Origin of the sequence: Mycoplasmopsis columbina (assembly GCF_900660685.1) — a bacterium.
Classification (GTDB): Bacteria; Bacillota_I; Bacilli_A; order Mycoplasmatales; family Metamycoplasmataceae; genus Mycoplasmopsis; species Mycoplasmopsis columbina.
This window is the reverse complement of the sequence record NZ_LR215041.1, coordinates 378,740-400,733: the sequence shown is the minus strand read 5'-3', so window position 1 is coordinate 400,733 and position 21,994 is coordinate 378,740. Positions and strand designations below refer to the sequence as shown.

Here is a 21,994-nt window from a genome sequence, read left to right as displayed (position 1 = left end):
AGTATCTAATTTAATATAAATAACTAATACCTACTTTATTTTCAAGTGTAAATTATATGTGATGTTAGTTATCTAGTTAGATCAAAAATTTAAATTTAATAAAGAGGTTTCTTATGAAAAAAAATCAAAAATCTAAACTTATAAAAACAACCAAAATTGTAGGTGGTGCAGCATTACCATTGGTTGCAATACCTTCTTTTACTTCATTAAGCAATAGTGAAATCCAGCAACTTCTTAATCAAAAGGCAGCTGAAATTGCGGCTAAAAGTTTATATGATCATATTACAGATTCCAATTCATTTTTTAGATTTTATAGTTATAATAACGGCTATATTTTTGATAAATTGCCATCAGAAATAGTTTTTTTGGGTGATAGTAATAGAAGAAGAAATTTTCAATATCTTCTTTACAGTAATTGAGTATGAGATTTGAATAAAAATGGTCGATTTCAAAATTTTATTTATGATGATTCAAATTATTTTACTCAATTACCAAGTGAATCAAAACCATGAAGATCTGATGACTTTAATTTAGATGGAGAAATTGTTAAAGTTGAAATTGTTGGAATTAATAAAGATGAAAGAAATGGATTTATTAACTTAAACTTTAAATTGACAAATGGAACAGTTTCTTCTACTGTTCAAACTTTAAAATTTGATGTAAAAAGCGAAGGACTAAGACTTAATCAAGTTCTTTATGGTACCAAATTATCTTCAACCAATACTTTTTCAGAAGTTCTAAAACAAAAATTTCCATCAGAATTAACTAAAACTGAAATTTACAACGTTTTAAATAATGTTTACAAAGGAAATTCTCTTTATCCTAATTCACAAGAAGTTGATTTAAATACACTTAAAATTGTTAATCAAAATGATGAACAAGGAGAATTGACTGTTAGTTATCGTCTTAATTCAACAAAAAGGGGATTAACAGATATAAATACGCAAAATAGTAGAACAAAATACGTGTCTTATAATGAAGATGGAACACCCAACGATATTTTTAGAGAAACTTCGCCTGATGAGTTTTATACTTTTACGTTTACTGATTTTTGAAATAGAGAAAAAGAAACCAACCGCTTAACTTCTTTGGCAAATCAATTAACACTTACTTATGAAAATCAAAATAGAAATCAATTATTAGATAACACTGGTAAATTAGGATTAACTATTGGTTCTAATTTATATACAGGAACATCAAATTTAAGTGTAAACGTTCCTAAAGAAAAGTTTAATTTATTTGTTGAACTTCTTTCAAATTTTGAAGCAGGAAATAAAGGAAGTGATGGTTGATATATAGATAACTCTGCTAATGTAACACTTTCTTTTAGATTGGAATCTACACGTGGAACATTTCCTACAGGCTCAAAAGTCACAGTTGAATCAAGTCAAAATGTTTCAGGATTTATTACAGAACAACAAAGACTTAATAGAGTCTTGACACAAAGATTTGATTCTAGAACTCCAGGAGAAATTGATAAAAATAGAACTGTTAATCAAGTAACTAACAGTGAACTTTTAACTGCTTTAAAACAAATGGAAACCAATTCAAGAAGTGATTTAGCGGTTATTGATCCTGCAATTCAAGTTCAAAAAAATGAAACAAGTATCACTGTTACCTATAGATTAAGGAGTACAAAAAGATTAAAAAATAATGCAGACGAAATAATTAGAAGTAAAGAAACAAGAACAAAAGTTTTTGATGGTTTTCAACCCCCATTAAATGAAGATGCTGAGAGACAACGTTTAACTCAAATTGCAAATGCTTCATTTAGTGGATCACAAAATGAAGCTGATTATTCAGATAAAACCAAGTTGATCACTGAAACTGATTTTACATTTAAAAAAGTAAGCATTAGTGGAAATATGGATGCTGATGATGCTAGAAAAGTAAAATTTGTATATGATCCTCTTAATGGAGAAGTTAATAAACTAACATCTGTAGATTCAAATGTTGATTATGAAATTAGAAATGTTCAATTTGAAACAAAACAGAATGCTTTAGATCGTAACGGAAAACTAAATATTACTTTTGACATTTATTCAAAAAGACCAGGATATGAAAATGTTAAAATTTCAGCTCAAAGTGCCATCTATGGCTTTAAAAGAGAAAGTCAGAGATTGAATGAACTTATACAACAAAAAAGAGATCAAATTATTAATTCATTGTTTACTGCACAAGAAAAAAATGCATTACCTTCATCTATTACAAAAGCTACATTAAAGAATAAATTAGATGCTATATTTAGAGCTAACTCAGCACGTGTAGAAATCTATACTATTCTAAAAAATAATCCAATTGATGCAAGTGGTGAATTAGAAATTGATTATAGACTTCTTTCAAATAGAGAATCTTTAAACACAATTCAATCAGATATTTCAAGTGGCACTCTTACTATTCCTGGTTTCTATTCTACGGATGCTGAAAATCAAAGAATAAGTGATTTAGTAAGCAAAGTTACAAGTGCAGATTACCAAAATAAAGCTAATGTATTAGCTGCCAAAGAATTTTCAAATATTGTTGCAAATACCACAGGAAAACATCAAGTTAATTTAACTTCAAATCAAATTTCTAAACTATCTTTCACAATTAATGATGGAGATAGAACATATACTTCAAGATTCCAAAATGGTAGATTAGAATTTCCTGAATTAGGAGTTTTTGTAAGAGATTACTATACTGAAAACTTTAATAATGCCAATGATAATATTGATAACAATGGTACTTATGTTGGCCAATTGCCTTTATTTATTGGTTTAAGTAGTTTAAAAACAGGTATGGCCAACTTAATTAATCAAAATTCAAGTCCTAAAGTAACAATAAGTGGTTTTAAATCAGAATCTACTAGATTGACTGAAATACAAGAATCAAAAAGATCTGAAATTCAAGCAATTTTTACTGATGCAGAAAAAAGAGATAAAAGAGCTTCATCAATAACTAGAGAACAAGTTGAAGAAAAATTGAAAAAAATTTTTTCAAATGAATTAACAGAATCTGATGCTTTAATTGCAAATAATGCATTTACTCTTGCCCCAAATGACGCAACAGGTGTTTTATCAATCATATTGACTACTAAATCAACAAGAGAACATTTAACTAGTGTTGTATACACTAATAATAGTCCTTTTGTGGTAAGGATTCCTGGTTTTGTTTCAGAACAGACTAAATTAAATTATTTAATTAATCATGTAAAAAGTGTTAGTTATAGTCCTAAAAATTTTCTTTTAAACTATCCAACACAAACATTAAATCCAACTAACTTAATTGTAAAAATTAGAGATGCACAAGGAACTTTACATACTTCGCAAGTACAAAATGGTGAAGTAATTTTTCCTACACTTGATATGAAATTATCTGATGTGGTTTTTGCACCTTTAGCAAACACAAATGATGCAACAGGAACTACAAATGTAACTTTTAAATTGCAGACAACTTTATCAACTGCAAGAAATGCTAAATCTGCAACTTCTGCAACAAAACAATTAACCGGATTTAAAAGAGAACAACAAAGACTTAATGAACTTCTTAACTCATCTTCAGTGAACAATGATGCTGTTAAAGCACGTATTAGTAATTTTGATCGTCTTGCATCAAGAGTTTCAAGAAGTGAAATTGTTGAAGCCTTAAATATTGCTGCTTTAACAAATGCTGATGCAAAAATTACAGATGCAGATATTGTTGCAATTACAGCAGATGATGCTACAGGCTTTTTATTAATTAGAACTAAAATTAGATCAGCAAGAGAAAACTTAACTAATCAAACATCTTCAAATGCAAAAACTTTTTCATTTAGAGGTTTTTTAACTAAGGAACAAGAAAAACAAAGAATTACCAATTTAGGATTTGGATATAGACAAATTATTTACAAAAATTCTCAAAATATAGTTCCTAGTGATTCTTTACCATTGGATTATAAACAAGTTGAAATTACTTTTGCCGCTAATAATCAAGAATACGTTGCTAAATATCAACCTGGACAAGAAAATAAATTAGTGATTGAAAATGGCGAATTAAACATTGAAATTACAGACATTGTTTTTACAGTTGACACAAATAACTATGAAAGTGATAAAAGTGGTATAGTTCCAGTTAGTTATAAAGTTAGATCGACTAAGTCTGGTTTTGAAGACATTATTGTTAATGTAGATAATAGAAGTATTAATAACTTTAAAACTGAACAAAGAAGAATTAACGAACTTTTTGCTCAAAATTTACACAATCAAATTACCTTCAACGCCACTGAAAAAGCTAAATTAGCTTCACAAATTACTGATCAAGAAATTCAAACTAAATTTAGTCAAATTTTTAATAATACAATACAAGGCAACAAAGCACAAGCTGAACTTTCAAATATTGTAAAAAATGATCAAAATGGTACTATTGTTTTAAATTACACCATCCATTCAACAAAAAACACACTAACAGATATTTATCCAAAACCAGAAGGCACTACTAAATCAGTAACATTTTCAGGTTTTGCCACATTTGCTGCTGAAAAAACAAGATTAGATTCATTAAATCCAATTCTTGACTATGCAAATAAAAACAATACTCCACAATTAACAAGTTTAATTGTTAGAAATATATTGTGAAAACTTTCTGCACAAGAAACTAATATTGGTGGTGAAGTTGCACATAATGAAGAAAATGTTAGATTAAGTGACGTGACTTTCTTAAATCAGAATGATCGTGATGGAAGCTTACAAGTAAGATATAGATTGAATTCAACAAAACCTGGTTATTCAAGTATTTTTTCAGATTATAAAACTGCAACTATTTCAAACTTTTTAACTGAAGCACAACGGTTAACAAATATTTTAGAAAAACCAGAAAATGATCCATCAAGAAAATCATATTTAAGAACTGCATTTAATAATAAAGTAGCTTCACAAGTTACAAGAGAACAAGTTTTAGCAGAATTGAATAAAGATTATCAACACGATCAATCACAAATTGATTTAAATAGTATTCAATTAAATTCTAATGATGCAACTGGAACATTATCAATTAACTATAAATTAGTTTCAAAAAGAACAAATTTAAACAATGTTTATTCAACTAAAACAAAAACAGTTGTATTAACAAACTTAAGAAGTAATACTACTGAAACTAATAGAGTTAATAACATTTCAAATAATCTAAATATTGATTATCCAAATAAAGATAAAACGCCTTTATTAACAAGTTTTGATAAATCACAGCTTAACATTACTATTGAAGGTGAAAAAGGTGTTTGAAATCCCGATGAACAAGCCTTTGTATTTACTAATAACAATGTCAAAATTAAAGATATTAATTTTAAAAATCAAAATGATTTAGGTAATGCACAACATGCAGATAATACTGGTAGTGTGGATGTAGAATACAAAGTTTATTCAACTATTACACCTTATGCAACTAACAATATTCAAAGCCAAAAAACTACCAAAACAATTAGTGGCTTCCAAAGTGAACAACAAAGAATTAATGCCATAAAAGATAAAGTTGCCGCTGTAATTAATCCGCAAAACTTTACTATTGATAAAAGACGTACTGTAAATCAAGTTAATGATAGTGAAATTATCAATTTACTTAAAACTACTATAAGTTCTGATGATTTAGCAACAGTAAGTTCTAATCCAGTTATTACAAAAGATTTAAATGCGGGAACAATTACTGTAGTGTGAAATGTTGCTTCAACTCGTGAAGGCTTTAAAGAAGGAACAACCAATTTCACTCAAAGTCAAAATACAATTACAACTACTATTTCAGGCTTTATTACTGCTGCACAAGAAGAAGCAAGAATTCAAGCTATTAAAAATTCATTCACAAGTGCAAATTACAATGATAAAGATGATTTAGTAACAAATACAAACTTGGTTGTTAATGATTTAACAGCTATCTTTAACTATGAAAATTCAACAGCAACATTTGCTTTTAATCCTGCAAAAGAAGGCAAATTAGTAACAACTAATATTCCAGATGTTGAAATTAGTAATATTCAATTTGCTACTCCAACCAATGTAAATGATCAAGCAGGAAGTGTTAATGTAACATTTGAATTGCATTCAACAAAACCTGGTTTTGAAAATATTAAACAAACAATAACAACTACTCTAACTGGTTTTAAAACTGAAGCAGAGAGATTAAGTGAAACGCAAAATACAATTAATCCTAATCTTGATTTAAGTCATGAATTAAAAGCCAAACCAGCTTCAGCTATTACTAAGTCAGATATTAAACAAGCAATTGTTAATGCATATAGAGCTCAAAATGCAACTTTTGATGATACTAATTCACTTAAAACTGTTAATGATAGTGAGCCAGAAGTGACTTTAAAAGCAAATGATGAAGATGGTACTTTAGAAATTAAATATGTTGTTAAATCAACAAGAAGTGATTTAACAAATGTTTATGCTCCTGCACCTATTACTAAAGTCTTTAGAAATTTTGTAACTAGAACACAAGAATTAGAAAGATTAAACAATTTAGTTGCTAATTTAGAAGCAAATGCTGCTGATTATACAGATAAAAGTAGTTTACCTTCAGCAACTAATTTAAGCAGAGATAATTTAAATGTAACAATTCAAAATACAACACAATCAGCTGCTGAAAATAGTACTTTTGCTGCACCAATTAATGCCAAAGTTGTACCTGTTAATAATTCATTCTTCTCAAATTTAAATGATCGTGACGGAAGCATTAAAGCAACAATTAAATTACAATCTACTATATTTGCTGATCTAACTTCAACAACTAATAAAGAATTTACTATTTCAGGCTTTAAAAATGAGCAAAAAAGATTAAATGAAGTTTTAGTTGATAGATATACAAACGCAATTAGAAATATTGATTATCCTAACAAAACAGAAGTAATTCCTTCAACAATTACAAAACAACAAATTTTTGATCTTTTAAATCCTGGTTTGCGTCCAGAAGATAAAGCAAAAATTGATATTGACAACATTAAATTAACTGCTGATAATCAAAATGGAACACTTGCAATTGAATATAAATTAATTTCATTAAGAGACGGCTTAACTGACATTGTTTCTAGCGAAAAACAGATACACAATTTAAGTGGCTTTAAAACAACTGCTGATGAAGTAAATAGATTAAATGCTCTTGCAAATAAAGTAAGTGCGGATTATACTGAGAAAAATAATACTCCTTCAACAACAACTAAAGATAAAAGCAAGTTAAAACTTACTATTGATGGCAAAATAGGAACATACGATCCGGAATCAGATAGTATTGTTTTTGATGCACCAATTAATGCTAAAGCAACAAACATTACTTTTGACGAAAACAACGATAAATCAGGTACATTTAGTGTTAATTTCAAATTAGTTTCAACTATTGATGCATATGCAAATAGTAATGTTCAAGATAGCAATGAATCTAATAAAAAAACAATAAGTGGTTTACAAACTGAACAAGAAAGATTAGATGCCGTTTTAACAGCTAAAAGTGATGCAATTAATAATGTTGATTTTGCTGCTGAGAATAAAAATAAAGCTCCTTCAACAATAAGTGATAATGACATTCTTACATTGTTAAATAACGAATTAACTTCAACTGATTCAACTATTAGTTCTAGTGATTTAGTTGAGACAATTAACAAAAACAATGAAACTGGCGAAATTACAGTTAAATTCAAAACACACTCAACACGTGATGGCCTTAATGATGTTCAATCTTCACAAGTAGTAACCAAAGTCTTTAGGGGCTTTAGAAATAAATCACAAGTAGAAAATGAACTTAATAATTTAGTTCAATCAGGAACTAACTTTAATATTGACTATAAAGATAAAACTAATCAACCAACCGCAACTACATTCACTTTAAACAATTTAATGTTAGATCTAACTAAAAACTCAACTAAAGTTAATGGAACATACGCAAATGATACTTTCACTTTAGCAGCTCCAATTAATGCAAAAGTTGAAGAAATTGTTTATAGTGATAAAAATGATGCTAATGGAAGTGTAAGTGTTAAATTTAAACTTCGTTCAACTGAAACTGGTTTTGAAACTATAGTAAGCGATTATTCAGAAATTAAAACAATTACTAACTTTAGAACAGAAGTGGATCGTTTAAATAGCGAATTACCAAATCATGCAACAAATAGCAATGTAACTTTTGATAACCAAGCAGCAATAAGCGCTGAAACTATTACTAAAGCACAAGTTGTTGAAAAATTAAATACTCTTTATCAAGATGTAAATGCCAAAGTGACAGTTGATGATATTACTGAATTTACACCAAATGATGTTAATGGTACTTTATCATTTACATACAAATTAACTTCAACAAGACCTGACTTAACAGATCAAAAATCTTCAGAAACACGTACTTTAACTATTTCAGGTTTCTTATCTTCAGATCAAGAATCTGCAAGATTAGAAGAACTTGCTCAAAATGCCACTGTTGATTACAACGATAAGGCTACTTTAATGGCTGATAAGAATAAAGATCAGCTTAATTTAGAAAATCTTAAAGTGACAATCAATAACCAAGTTGGAGTATATAATCCAGAAACAAGAGCTATTGAATTTAATGAACCTATAAATGCTAAAATTACTGCCGCAAGTTTTAGTAGTCATAATGATAGATTAGGTGGCGCAAACGTAACATTTAAATTGCAATCAACTAAAGCTGGACTTGATGAAAGTGAAAGTGCAAATCAAACTAAAGCAATAACTGGCTTTAAAACTGAACAAACAAGATTAGATCAATTAGTTACTGCCAAAGAAAGTCAATTAAATGATTTACAAGATTCTAATGCAGCCAATAAAACTGCTAGTCAATTTAGTAAAGCCGATGCTGCAACTTTATTAAACACACTTTATACAAATGATGAAGCACGTGTTAGAGAACAAGATGTTGAAACTTTAGAAGTAGATAATAATACTGGTCAAGTGACTGTAACTTATAAAGTAAATTCAACACGTAGTAATTTAGATGATATAACTTCAAGCACACCAAAAACTAAAGTCTTTACTGGCTTTATTACTGAAGAGCAAGAGAGAGCAAGATTATCTCAACTATTGAATAAAGTAATTGAAAATCTTAATTACACTGACAAAGATAATTGACCTAGTGGAACAACTTTCACAAACGATAATGTAACATATCAAGTTGATAATCAAACTTATAGTGGTTTAGCAATCATTACAAATGAAAATGCACAAGTAACTAATATTGCCTTCACACAACCAAATGATAAAGTTGGTAGTGAAAATATTGCCATTACTTTAACATCAACAAGACCTGGTTTTACCAATTTAAGCGTAAATAACTTAGATTCACCAAAAACAGTAACTGACTTTAAAACTGAAGTAGATCGTTTAAATAGATTATTAAATACACAAGAAGGCAAACAACCACAAGCAGTTGATGTATCTAATGTTTCTCCTACAGATAAGGCTTCAAAAGCTGCTTCTACATATTCAATAAGTGATATTAGTACTCTTTTAAATAATGAGTACCAAAGTTCACAAGCTCAAGTAAGTGATGTGGATTTACATCCTGATAACCAGGCTGGAACATTGACAATTAACTATACCTTAACTTCAACTAAAGATAATTTATCTAATGTTAAATCAAGTGAAACTAAACAAATTGTAATTAGAGGCTTTAAATCTGAAGCTGCAGAAAGAGCTAGACTCGATCAATTGTTAGATGATACTCAAAACATTACTGCAACATATAATGACAAAGTTAAAACTCCACTTCTTACAAACTTTAATTTAGAAAACCTTACTTTAACAATTAACAATGTTCAAGGTACTTTTGATGCTGCTACTCAGTCATTTAGTTTTGGAGATAATGTAAATGCTAAGGCAAGTGAAATTACATTTATTGATAAAAATGACGAAAACGGTACTGTTGAAGTACAAATTGGGAAATTAACTTCACTTGTTAATGGTTATGCAAATGTTGATTCAACAACTGATAAACATGCTAATAAAACTATTGAAGACTTTTTAACAGAAAGTCAAAGACTTGATGCGTTGGTAAATGAAGCTCAAGGTGTAACTTATTCAGCAGATGCTGATAAAAATACTAAATTAGCTACAACTGTTACTAAAGCAGATTTAACCTTTGCCACATTTGATACAAAAAATAATTGATACAAATTATTAGCAACTGATGCTAACTTAAAAGCAGATGATAAAACGGGTACTTTAACAATTACCTTACCATTAACTTCAACAAGAACTAATTTAACTAACATTAAATCAAGTCAAGAAAGAACAATTGTCTTAAGTGGCTTTAAAACAGCTTATCAAGATGCAACTGACAATTTAAATAATCTTGATCAAACAAATGTTTCTATTAGTTCTCCAGAAAACGCAAACAACTTATTACCAAATTCAACAGATGCTAAAAATGTAAATAATTATACAGCTACTGTTAATGGCGCAAATAATGTGAGTGTTGAACTTGTAGCAGTTGTTGGACATAACGAAATTAGTGGAAAAACTTTAGTTGCTTATAGATTAGTAAATAACGATCCTGCTCATACTGATACACAAGGTCAAAAACCTACTTCAAAAGTCTTCTTTAAAGTAGTAGAAGACTTTGAAACAGAAGTACAAAGACTTACTAATCTTAAAACTGATGCAAACAACAATTACACTTACACTAATAGTGCAAAACCAAAAGCTTCAACCTTTGCTTCAGCAACAGAAAATAGTGATTTTGCTTTAGATAATACTTTTGCAACAGAAAATAAAGTTACAATTGAAAATGTAAATTCTGATGCAAATGACCAAAACGGAAGTTTAAACATTAATTATCAATTAGCAACAACTAAAGATCAAGCAACTTTATTTGGTATAGATGAAAGTTTATTAGGTGAAAATCAACAAGCTAAAGATGATTTAAGAATTTTTGCTCAAACCAACTTTAGAACTCCAGAAGCAAATGATTATCATGTAACAGTTGCAAATAACACAAGCGAAGATGGTTTTTTAACCTTTGCTCAAGATTTAGATAACAAAATTGCTGATGCAACAAGAGTAATTAATGCTAAAGAAAATCTTTCAAGTGAAGAAAAATCAAAATTAATTACCGATTTAAATGCTGCTAAGACAACATTTAATAATGAAGAAGCAACAAATGCTAAAAATGCCTATAATAAAGTTAAAGAAACAATTGCCACTCTCGCAAATAAAGCAACAACAATCGATGATGCAAAAGCTGCCAAAATTGCCGCAGTTAATGAAACTTATCCTCATTTAAATCAAGCTCAAAGAGAACAAGTTAAAGCAAACATTAAGCAATCAAATACTTTAGATAATATTCAAGATGCTACTTTACCAACAACTACACAAGTTGAAGAAGAAGCAAGAGCATTAAATGCTGCAATGTCAACTACTGCTAACAATGTTGCTAAAGATGCTACTTTCCAACAAGATCCTAAATTTACTTCAGCTCCACAAAATCTTAAAGATGAATATCTTGTTGCAATCCAAGCTGCGAAAGATTTAATTCCTGCAACTGGAGATGCAAATGGTGCAAATAATAAAGTGCCTAATTTAGATGATCTTACTTCATGATCATCAGAAATAACTAAACCAGATACTTCAAACTATAATAAAGCTGCCGTTGATGAATTGAATAGAGTAATTGCTAATTTAGTTGAAACTATTACTTCACTTAATGAAGCTAAAGAAGAAGCTAAAGATGCAATTGAAAAACTTGAATATCTTTCAGAAGCTGAAAAAACTTACTACAAAGGTGAAGTTGATAAAGCTGCAACTGTTAGTGATGTTAATAGCCAAAAAAATGCTGCTATTGCAACTAATGAAACCAAAAAAGGCTTCTATGACAGATTAGATGATAGTGCTTTTGTTAATTTACCTTTAGGACTTAAAAACAAGTTTAAAGAAGAAATTAAAAACAATTCTTACTTACCTAATTTAGCAAATCAAAATACTAATAATAGTAATAATCAAACTACTTTTGTTAACACAGATAATCCAACAGAAGCATCTGAAAATACCATTATTGGTTACCAAAATCTTACAAGAGATGCTTATGATGCACTTAAAACTACTGTTGATGCTCAAAATACAGTTAAAGCTTCACCTGTTTATCAAAATGCAACAAGCACTTCACAAACTAAATACAATGATTTAGTTGAAATTGCCCAAGCTGTTTTAAGAGGTGAAAATCCTGACACTTCTAAATATAGTGACATGGCACCATTTAATACATTTGATCCTGAAAAAGGCTGAAATGCAGAAAATGTTAATGTTTTAAATGATGCAATTCAAAACGCTTTAGTTGAAGCAGCTAAAAGCGCAATTGACAATTCTTCAAGTTTAGGTAACTTATCACAAGATGAGAGAGATAAACTTAAAGAGCAAATGGCTCCAACAAGTTCATTAACTGATCTTGAAAGAGTTTATAATGAGGCTACAACTTTAAATGCTCAAAAACAAGCTAAACTTGATCAAGTTGAAACAAACTATGAACATTTAAATACATCGCAAAAAGAAGCAGTTAAAGAGGCTATTAAAACAAGCAACTTAGATCCTGCAACTAATCCAGGTGCACAAACTGTAGCTGATGTGGAATCTAAAGCAGCTGCTTTAGATGATTCAATGGAAGAATTAGCTGCGCTTAAAGATAAAGCTGCAACTATTAAAGCAAGTGAGTTCTACACCAAGTCAACTCCTGAATCTAAAGCTAAATATGATAGCTTGATTGATGGCGCTGCAAAATTAATTGATAATGAAAAATTAACTGAAGAACAAGCAGCTAATATTGAAGATAACTACACACAACCTGCAACACCAAATTGAGATAAAGCTAACGTTGATAAATTAAATGAAGCAATTAAAAATGCTTTAAAAGAAACAATTAAAAAAGCAATTGAAAATGGTTTTGAAAATCTTTCACAAGATGAAAAAGATAAATTACTTGAAAAATTAAATGAAGCAAATAATACTACTCAATTAGAAGCAGTTGGTAATGAAGCAAAAACTTTAAACGATAATAAACAAGCTTTAATTAATCAAGTAAATAGTTTTGAACATCTTAATGATTCGCAAAAAATGGCTGCAAAACAAGCTATTAAAGAAGCTAATTATGATCCTGCACTTAAAGAAGGTGCAACAACAACTGAGCAAGTTGTTAACAAATACAATGAACTTAATAATGCAATGAAAGCATTAAAAGATCTTGTAAATGAAGAGGCAGCAGTAAAAGCTAGTGAGAAATACACTAATGCTCAAGAAGTAACTCAAACTAACTATGATAATTTAGTTCAAGCTGGTAAAGATTTAATCGCAAATAACAATCCAACAGATGAAAAAGTTGCTTCAATTACTTCACCAAATGGCTCATTAGTTAAACCAAGTGATGCAAATTGAGATCAAGATGCAGTTGAAAAATTAACACAAGGTATCAAAAATGCCCTTAAACAAGCTGCAAAAGACGCAATTAACAAGTTAAGTAATCTTTCAGATAATGAAAAAACTACTTTACTTAATGAAATTGACAAGTCTAATGCAAACCTAGATGATGTAGTTGATAAAGCACAAGCAATTGATGCTGCTAAAAAAGTGGAAATTGATAAAGTTAAAGCTTTAGAATACTTAAGTGATGATGAAAAAGAAAAATACAGCAATGATCTTAAAAATAAAGACACAATTTCAAGTGATAATTTAGACTTTAATGAAGAAGATCAAGCAGCACTTAAAGCTATTGAAAATAAAGCTGAAGAAATTAATCAAACTAAGAAAAATCACTATGACCAAGTAACTGCAAATTATCCTAATTTAAATGCTTCACAGCAAGATGCAGTACGCGAAGCAATTAAACAATCTAATTTAGAAGCAATTGCGGGCAAAGAAACTCCATTAACTCAAAGTGTTCTTGATAGTGCACAAACATTGAATACTTCAATGGGAGAATTAAGAAATCACGCAAGTGATTCAGATGCAGTGAAAGCTTCACCACTTTATACTAATTCAACTCCTCAAGCTCAAGCTAATTATGAAAAATTAATTGCTGCTGCAAAAGAATTAGCAAACAATACTAATCCAAGTGAAGCTAATTTAGCGCCAGCAACTTCTATTACTAAACCAGAAGACGCTAATTGAACAAATGATGATGTAGTGAAATTGAATACTGCGATTAAAGAAGCATTAAAAGAGGTTTATAAAGCAACAATTGATGGATTAAGCAATCTTTCTGATGACGAAAAACAAGCATTCAAAAACCAATTAGAAACAAGCGATAATCCTAAAACAATTGCTGATAAAGCTAGTCAAGATGATCAAACTAAAGGTGATAAAATTGCGGCAGTTGATGCAAATTATCAATATCTAAACCAAACACAAAAAGATGCGGTTAAAGAAGCAATTAAACAATCTAATTTAAATGCTATTCCTAGTTCAACTAACCCTACTACAAGTGAAGTAGAAGCAACTGCTGAGGCTTTAAACCAAGCAATGAAAGCTTTACATGACTTTAATGATAAAGCTAAAGAATTAATTAGTAACGGCACATTAAATGATGATGTAACACAAACTAATAAAGATAAATTTAATAACGCACAAAACGTTGCAAATGATTTAATTAACAACTTAATTCCAGATAGCCAAAAAGTTAGAAGTGTTGATGAGACAATTTCAAATACTACTGATCAAAACTGAAATAAAGCAGATGTTGATAAAGTTACCGCTGCTTTAGAAAAAGCTATTAAAGAAGTAGCTAAAGATAAAATTGATGCTTTAAATAATTTAAGTCAAGAAGAAAAAGAATCTCTTAAAAACAAACTTGATAGCGCAGAAACTAGAACACCAGAAGACATACAAAATGTTTTAGACAAAGCAAATCAAATTGAAGAGAAAAAACAAGAGAAAATTGATGAAATTAATAAATTAGATTACTTAAGTGATGATGAAAAAGCCAAATATGCATCTGACATTAAAGGTGAAAATTTAACTGATAGTAATGATTTAAGTTCAACTCCAACACTTGATAGTCATTTAGAAGAAGCTCAAGAAGCAAATAATGCTAAAAAAACAAAAGATAATGAACTTGTCCTAAACAATGTAAATCAAACTCAAAGAGCAGCAATTACTCAAACAATTAAAGATTCAAATCTTAGTCCAATTGAAGGTAAGGAACAAACACCTGCAACCAATGATGTAATTAGCAATGCTCAAGCCTTAGATGATGCAATGGGTACTTTAAAAGACCTTAAAAATGCTCAACCTAACGTTATTGATTCAAACATTTATACAAAAGCAAGTGAAGCTTCAAAAGACGTCTATAATAAATTAATTGAAGCAGCTAAAGAATTAATCAATAATTTTAATCCAACAGCAACTAACTTACCAGATGTTGAAGTTGGAGAAAATGATGCAAATTGACCAAAAACATCTGTAGATAAGCTTAATGAAGCAATTATTAATGCACTTAAAGAAGTTTATAAATCAGCGATTGACAAACTTGAAAATCTAAGTGATGATGAAAAAACTGCTGCTAAAGAAGATTTAGAGAAAGCTGAAAATAATAATCTAAATAACTTACAAACTATTGGACTTAAAGCAAGTGCTTTAGACGCGGAGAAAAAAGCATTAATTGACGCAGTTGAAGCAAATTATCCTCACCTTAATGCTTCACAACAAAATGCCGTTAAAGAAGCAATTAAAGGCGCAAACAAAGATCCGCAATTAAGTAATGGAAATAATCATCCAACAGTTGCAGATGTTCAAACTAATGCTCAAAATCTTGATGGAGCAATGGAAAAATTAGCAAACTTAGAAGCTGATAAAGAAATTACTAGAGCTCTTCCCGCTTATTTAAAAGCTACAGAAGAATCTAAAGCAAAATATGAAAAATTAATTGCTGCGGCTAAAGAATTGCTTACTAATCAAAAACCAAGTAGTGATAATGTTGCACCAATTGAAGAGAATTTTGCAAATCCAGAAACTGCAAATTGAACTAAAGAACCTGTAGATAAGTTAAATAAAGCAATTGAAGATTCATTAAAAGAAATTTATCTTTCAGCAATTGATGAAATGCCTTATCTTTCTGATGAAGAAAAAGCAGCTGCTAAAGAACAAATTAATAACCCAGATGCAACTAAATCTCCTTCAGAAATTTTTAGAGATGTTTTATCAACTAATAATGATAAAGAACAAGAAATTCAAAACGTTCCAGTTAACTATCCACACTTAAATAATGCTCAACAAGAAGCAGTTAAAAAAGCAATTAAAAATGCTAATAAAGATGCAACACTTAATTCTGCTTCACCAAGTGTAGAAGGTGAAAAAGCTAAAGCACAAACTTTGGATAATTCAATGGCAACTTTAGCGCAATTAAATGACGCCAAAACTGCCGTTAAAGCTTCTGACACTTACGCTAAAGCTTCAGAAGAATCAAAAGCTAAATATGAAAAATTAATTTCTGCAGCAGATGAATTGATTAAAGATGATTCAAACTGAGATAAAGAAACAGTTGACAAATTAAACGATGCAATTATTCATGCGCTTAAAGAAGCTTATAAAACCGCTATTGACAACAATAATAATCTTTCACAAGATGAAAAAGCTGATCTTAAAGACAAATTGAATAATGAAGAGACAAATACTTTAGATAAAGTTAATGAAATTGCTAATAAAGCGGATGAAATTAATGATGCTAAAGAGGACATAATTAACAATTTAGCTACAACATATCCAAACTTAAATCAAGCACAAAGAGATGCAGTTAAAGAGGCAATTCAAAAAGCTAATTTAGATGACAAACTTAATGAAAATTCACCAAAAGTAAGTGAAGTTCAAAATACTGCCTCAGCGCTTAATGAAGCAATGGGAACTACTAGAGTTCTTGAAGCTGCTAAAGAATTAATTCATGCAAGTGATGCTTACACTAATGCAACAAGCGAATCACAAAATAATTATGATAAGTTAATTGAAGCTGCTAAAGAATTAATTAATAATCAAAAACCAAACGATGATAATGTTGCACCAATTGGCAATAATTTCACTAATCCAGAAAATAGCAATTGAACTAAAGATCCAGTTGATAAGCTTAATACAGCAATTAAAGGAGCTTTAAAAGATCTTTATAAATCAACTGTTGATAATTTAGATTATTTATCAGATGATGAGAAAAAAGCTATTAAAGATCAAATTGATTCAACTGAACAAAATAGTGAATTGCCAAAAGCACTTAAAAATGCACAAGAACTTAATGACGCTAAAAAAACTGAAGTTGATGAAGTTGCAACTAACTATCCACATTTAAATACTTCACAACAAGAAGCGGTCAAAAGAGCAATCAAAAGCGCTAACAAAGATGCAACACTTAATCCTAATTCACCTAGTGTGGAAAATGAAAAATCTAAAGCTCAAGCTTTAGATAATGAAATGGCTATTTTAGAGAAATTAAATGTTGCTAAAGAAGCTATAAAAGAGTCAAATATTTATGCCACTGCTACTGATCAATCTAAAGCAAAATACAACAATTTAACTAACGCTGCAGAAAACTTAATTAATAACCAAAATCCTGATGCAAATCAATTAGAAGATACAAACATCAATGAAGATGATGCTAATTGAAATAAAGATGATGTTAAAATCTTAAATGAAGCAATTATTCATGCACTTAAGGAAGCTTATAAAGATGCAATTATGCATAATGATAATCTTTCACAAGATGAAAAAGACTATTTCGTAGGTCAATTAGATAAAGATGGAATTGATACTTTAGATAAAGTTCAAGAGATAGTTAATAAGGCTAAAGAAATTAATGATGCTAAAGAAGACTTAATTAATAATGTTGTAAAACTTTATCCTCATCTAAATGATTCACAACAAACAAGCGTTCAAGAAGAAATTAAAGCTGCTAATTTAAATGCTGAAATTACTCCAGAACATGCACAAGTTAGTGAAGTTAAGGAAAATGCACAAGCATTAGATGATTCAATGGCACAACTAGAATTAAGAGAAAGTGCAAAAGATACAATTCACACAAGTAGTGCTTATCTTACTGCAACAAATGAATCAAAAGAACTTTATGACAAACTAATTAACGGTGCTAAAGAATTAATTGACAATCAAGTTCCTAGTGAAGAAAATGTTGCTGAAATTGAAGAAAACTTTATAAATCCAACTACAGCTAACTGAAATAAAATTAATGTTGATAAATTTGTAACTGCTATTGACAATGCACTTAAAGTTCTTTATAAATCGGCAATAGACAAATTAGAAAACTTAACAGACGCTGAAAAAAATGAAGCTAAAACAAAAGTTGATAATTCAACCTCAAATATTCATGATGCCTTTGATAAAGCACAAAATACTGATAAAACTAAAGAAAATGAAATTGCTCAAGTTCATAACAATTATCCTCATTTAAATGCTGAACAAAAACAAGCAGTTAAAGATGCCATTAAAGGTGCAAATTTAGATAAAAACACCGATGTAAATAGTCCAAGTGTAGAAGAAGTTAAAGATTTGGCTAAAAAATTAGATAACACAATGGAAAAAGTTAATAATTTACCAACAAATACCACTCTTGCTTCAGAAATCATTACTAACATCAATAATTTAGCTAACACACCAAATAATCCACTGGTAAATAAAGACCATGAAAATGCTAACAAAGCAATTGATAATCTTAACAATGCACTTAAAGAAGGAATTAAACTTGACAACCAATTCCATACTCTTGAAAATGCGCTTGAAGCCTTTAAAAATTCAGATGCATTAAGTCAAGAAGGTCAGATAATTAAACAACAATTAATTGACCAAATCAATAGTGCAAAAGATCTAATTGGTAAAATTGAAAATCCATTAGATGAAATCTTAGATCCTGAAATTTCTAAAGTAAACAATTTAGTAAATAAAGGACAAGTTTATGTTGATTTAGTTAATGCATTATTAGATAAAGATGCTAATAAATATGAAAAAGCAATTAAAAATTTAATTATTCAAGAGAACTATTTAAGTAATAATTTAAATGTTTTAGACAACAATATTAAAGAAAAAGATTACTTCAATAATTTCGACGAAAATGGTAAAAATAAATTAAGCAGCAAAGATCTAGAAATTGATAAAAACACTTTACCAAAAGTTATAGTTACAGCTCTTAATTTAAATGATAAATCTTCAATTTTCTGAATTCCAATTATCTTGTTTATTGGTGGAATTTTAACCTTTGGAATTGTTGCTGCAATTGCTAAAAAGAAAAGTAAAAAATAGTAAAAAATAAAAAAAGGGGACATCTCCTTTTTTTATTCCTCGATTGCAAGTTCCATTGCAACGGTTTGTCGCTATTCGCGAATTAAAAAACATTCCTTAATTTAAGTAAAATTAATGCGGGGAATGTTTTTTTTGTATTAAAAATGTCCCCCAAACAACACTAAAACATCACTTTGGAGGACTAAATTAATAATATCAAATTAACTTTTAAAAATAGATTAAGCATCGAAATGTTGCTTAAAAAATTTGATTATTCCTTAAGCAAAATTGCTTTAATTATAGGTATAAATAAATCTTCTTTATCTAGAGAAATAAAATTAAATTCTGGTTTTTGAGGTTATTTTGCAGATGAAGCTGAAGAAAAAAGTCAGCTCCGTAAAAAGTGATCTAGTTATTTTAAAATGATAAATAAATTTAATAATTATCAAGAATTTAATAAACAATTTAAAAAGTTATTTGATAAAAAAACATGGGGTGTGGAAATAACGCACCAGCAAATTTTAAATAATTTTCAAAATATTAAAATTCCATCTCTAAGAACTGTTTTTAATTGAATAAATTCCGGTTTTTGAATCATAAAATCTTCTGATAGATTAAGAAAAAAATATAAAAAAGGTGGAAAAAGAAACAATGGACCAATTGACAGATTGGTTGGTAAAAGATGAGTAAGGCCTTTTTGAACAAGACCAAATAATATTAATAACAGATCTGAATTTGGACATTGAGAAATTGACTTAATTATAGGTAAAAAAGCAACAAACTCAGAACATTTATTAACTTTCGTAGAACGTAAAACCAGATTTGGAATCATAAAAAAAGTTCCTTCAAAAAACTCATGAATTATTAATTTAATCTTATGAGATTTAATAAAAAAATATCGATTAAATGTCAAATCAATAACTACTGATAACGGTTTTGAATTCAATAAATTGTTTTATATTGGATATCGATTAAAAATATATATTTATCAAGCTGATCCATATGCTTCTTTTGAAAAAGGAACAATTGAAAATTTTAATGTTTTGGTAAGAAGATATTTTAAAAAACAAACAAGTTTTAGTGAATATTCGGACCAAGAAATCTTAGAAGTTCAAAATAAAATTAATAAAATGCCACGTAAAATATTTGGATGATTTTCTGCTGATGAAAATTTCTTTATGTTCAATAATATTGATGATAAATGAAATCCAATTTCTCTAGATGAACCTCTTTACAAAAAGAATAATTTAAAAAGACTAAGTAACACAAAAAGAAACCTATTTTTTAAAAAGAAAAAGTATTAAATAAAAAAACAAAAGCACTTTTATTACTTCAGACATTTTTTGTCTTTAATAATAAGCTTTTGTTTTATTTTAGCGTTGCAATAGAACTTGCATTTTGGGAACCTCGATTGCAAGTTCCATTGCAACGGTTTGTCGCTATTCGCGAATTAAAAAACATTCCTTAATTTAAGTAAAATTAATGCGGGGAATGTTTTTTTTGTATTAAAAATGTCCCCCAAACAACACTAAAACATCACTTTGGAGGACTAAATTAATAATATCAAATTAACTTTTAAAAATAGATTAAGCATCGAAATGTTGCTTAAAAAATTTGATTATTCCTTAAGCAAAATTGCTTTAATTATAGGTATAAATAAATCTTCTTTATCTAGAGAAATAAAATTAAATTCTGGTTTTTGAGGTTATTTTGCAGATGAAGCTGAAGAAAAAAGTCAGCTCCGTAAAAAGTGATCTAGTTATTTTAAAATGATAAATAAATTTAATAATTATCAAGAATTTAATAAACAATTTAAAAAGTTATTTGATAAAAAAACATGGGGTGTGGAAATAACGCACCAGCAAATTTTAAATAATTTTCAAAATATTAAAATTCCATCTCTAAGAACTGTTTTTAATTGAATAAATTCCGGTTTTTGAATCATAAAATCTTCTGATAGATTAAGAAAAAAATATAAAAAAGGTGGAAAAAGAAACAATGGACCAATTGACAGATTGGTTGGTAAAAGATGAGTAAGGCCTTTTTGAACAAGACCAAATAATATTAATAACAGATCTGAATTTGGACATTGAGAAATTGACTTAATTATAGGTAAAAAAGCAACAAACTCAGAACATTTATTAACTTTCGTAGAACGTAAAACCAGATTTGGAATCATAAAAAAAGTTCCTTCAAAAAACTCATGAATTATTAATTTAATCTTATGAGATTTAATAAAAAAATATCGATTAAATGTCAAATCAATAACTACTGATAACGGTTTTGAATTCAATAAATTGTTTTATATTGGATATCGATTAAAAATATATATTTATCAAGCTGATCCATATGCTTCTTTTGAAAAAGGAACAATTGAAAATTTTAATGTTTTGGTAAGAAGATATTTTAAAAAACAAACAAGTTTTAGTGAATATTCGGACCAAGAAATCTTAGAAGTTCAAAATAAAATTAATAAAATGCCACGTAAAATATTTGGATGATTTTCTGCTGATGAAAATTTCTTTATGTTCAATAATATTGATGATAAATGAAATCCAATTTCTCTAGATGAACCTCTTTACAAAAAGAATAATTTAAAAAGACTAAGTAACACAAAAAGAAACCTATTTTTTAAAAAGAAAAAGTATTAAATAAAAAAACAAAAGCACTTTTATTACTTCAGACATTTTTTGTCTTTAATAATAAGCTTTTGTTTTATTTTAGCGTTGCAATAGAACTTGCATTTTGGGTACATAAAAAATATTTTTATGTATTCATATGTATATAACTTTGAAAGG

3 protein-coding genes are annotated in these 21,994 nt (G+C 28.5%); all 3 read left to right on the top strand.

What is annotated here, in order from left to right:
• The first annotated feature begins 113 nt into the window (after nt 1–113).
• The gene (locus tag EXC37_RS01695) at nt 114–19,217 is read left to right on the top strand and encodes a lipoprotein 17-related variable surface protein (RefSeq protein WP_029892106.1); all 19,104 of its coding nucleotides are present in this window, start codon (nt 114–116) and stop codon (nt 19,215–19,217) included.
• A 230-nt stretch (nt 19,218–19,447) separates the two neighbouring features.
• Nucleotides 19,448–20,500 carry an IS30 family transposase gene (locus EXC37_RS01690; RefSeq protein WP_129693835.1) on the top strand — a complete coding sequence of 351 codons (1,053 nt, stop codon included), beginning with the start codon at nt 19,448–19,450 and terminating at the stop codon, nt 20,498–20,500.
• A 294-nt stretch (nt 20,501–20,794) separates the two neighbouring features.
• Nucleotides 20,795–21,847 (top strand): IS30 family transposase, encoded by a 1,053-nt coding sequence (locus EXC37_RS01685; protein ID WP_129693835.1) that lies wholly within the window; start codon nt 20,795–20,797, stop codon nt 21,845–21,847.
• Nucleotides 21,848–21,994: the final 147 nt, after the last annotated feature.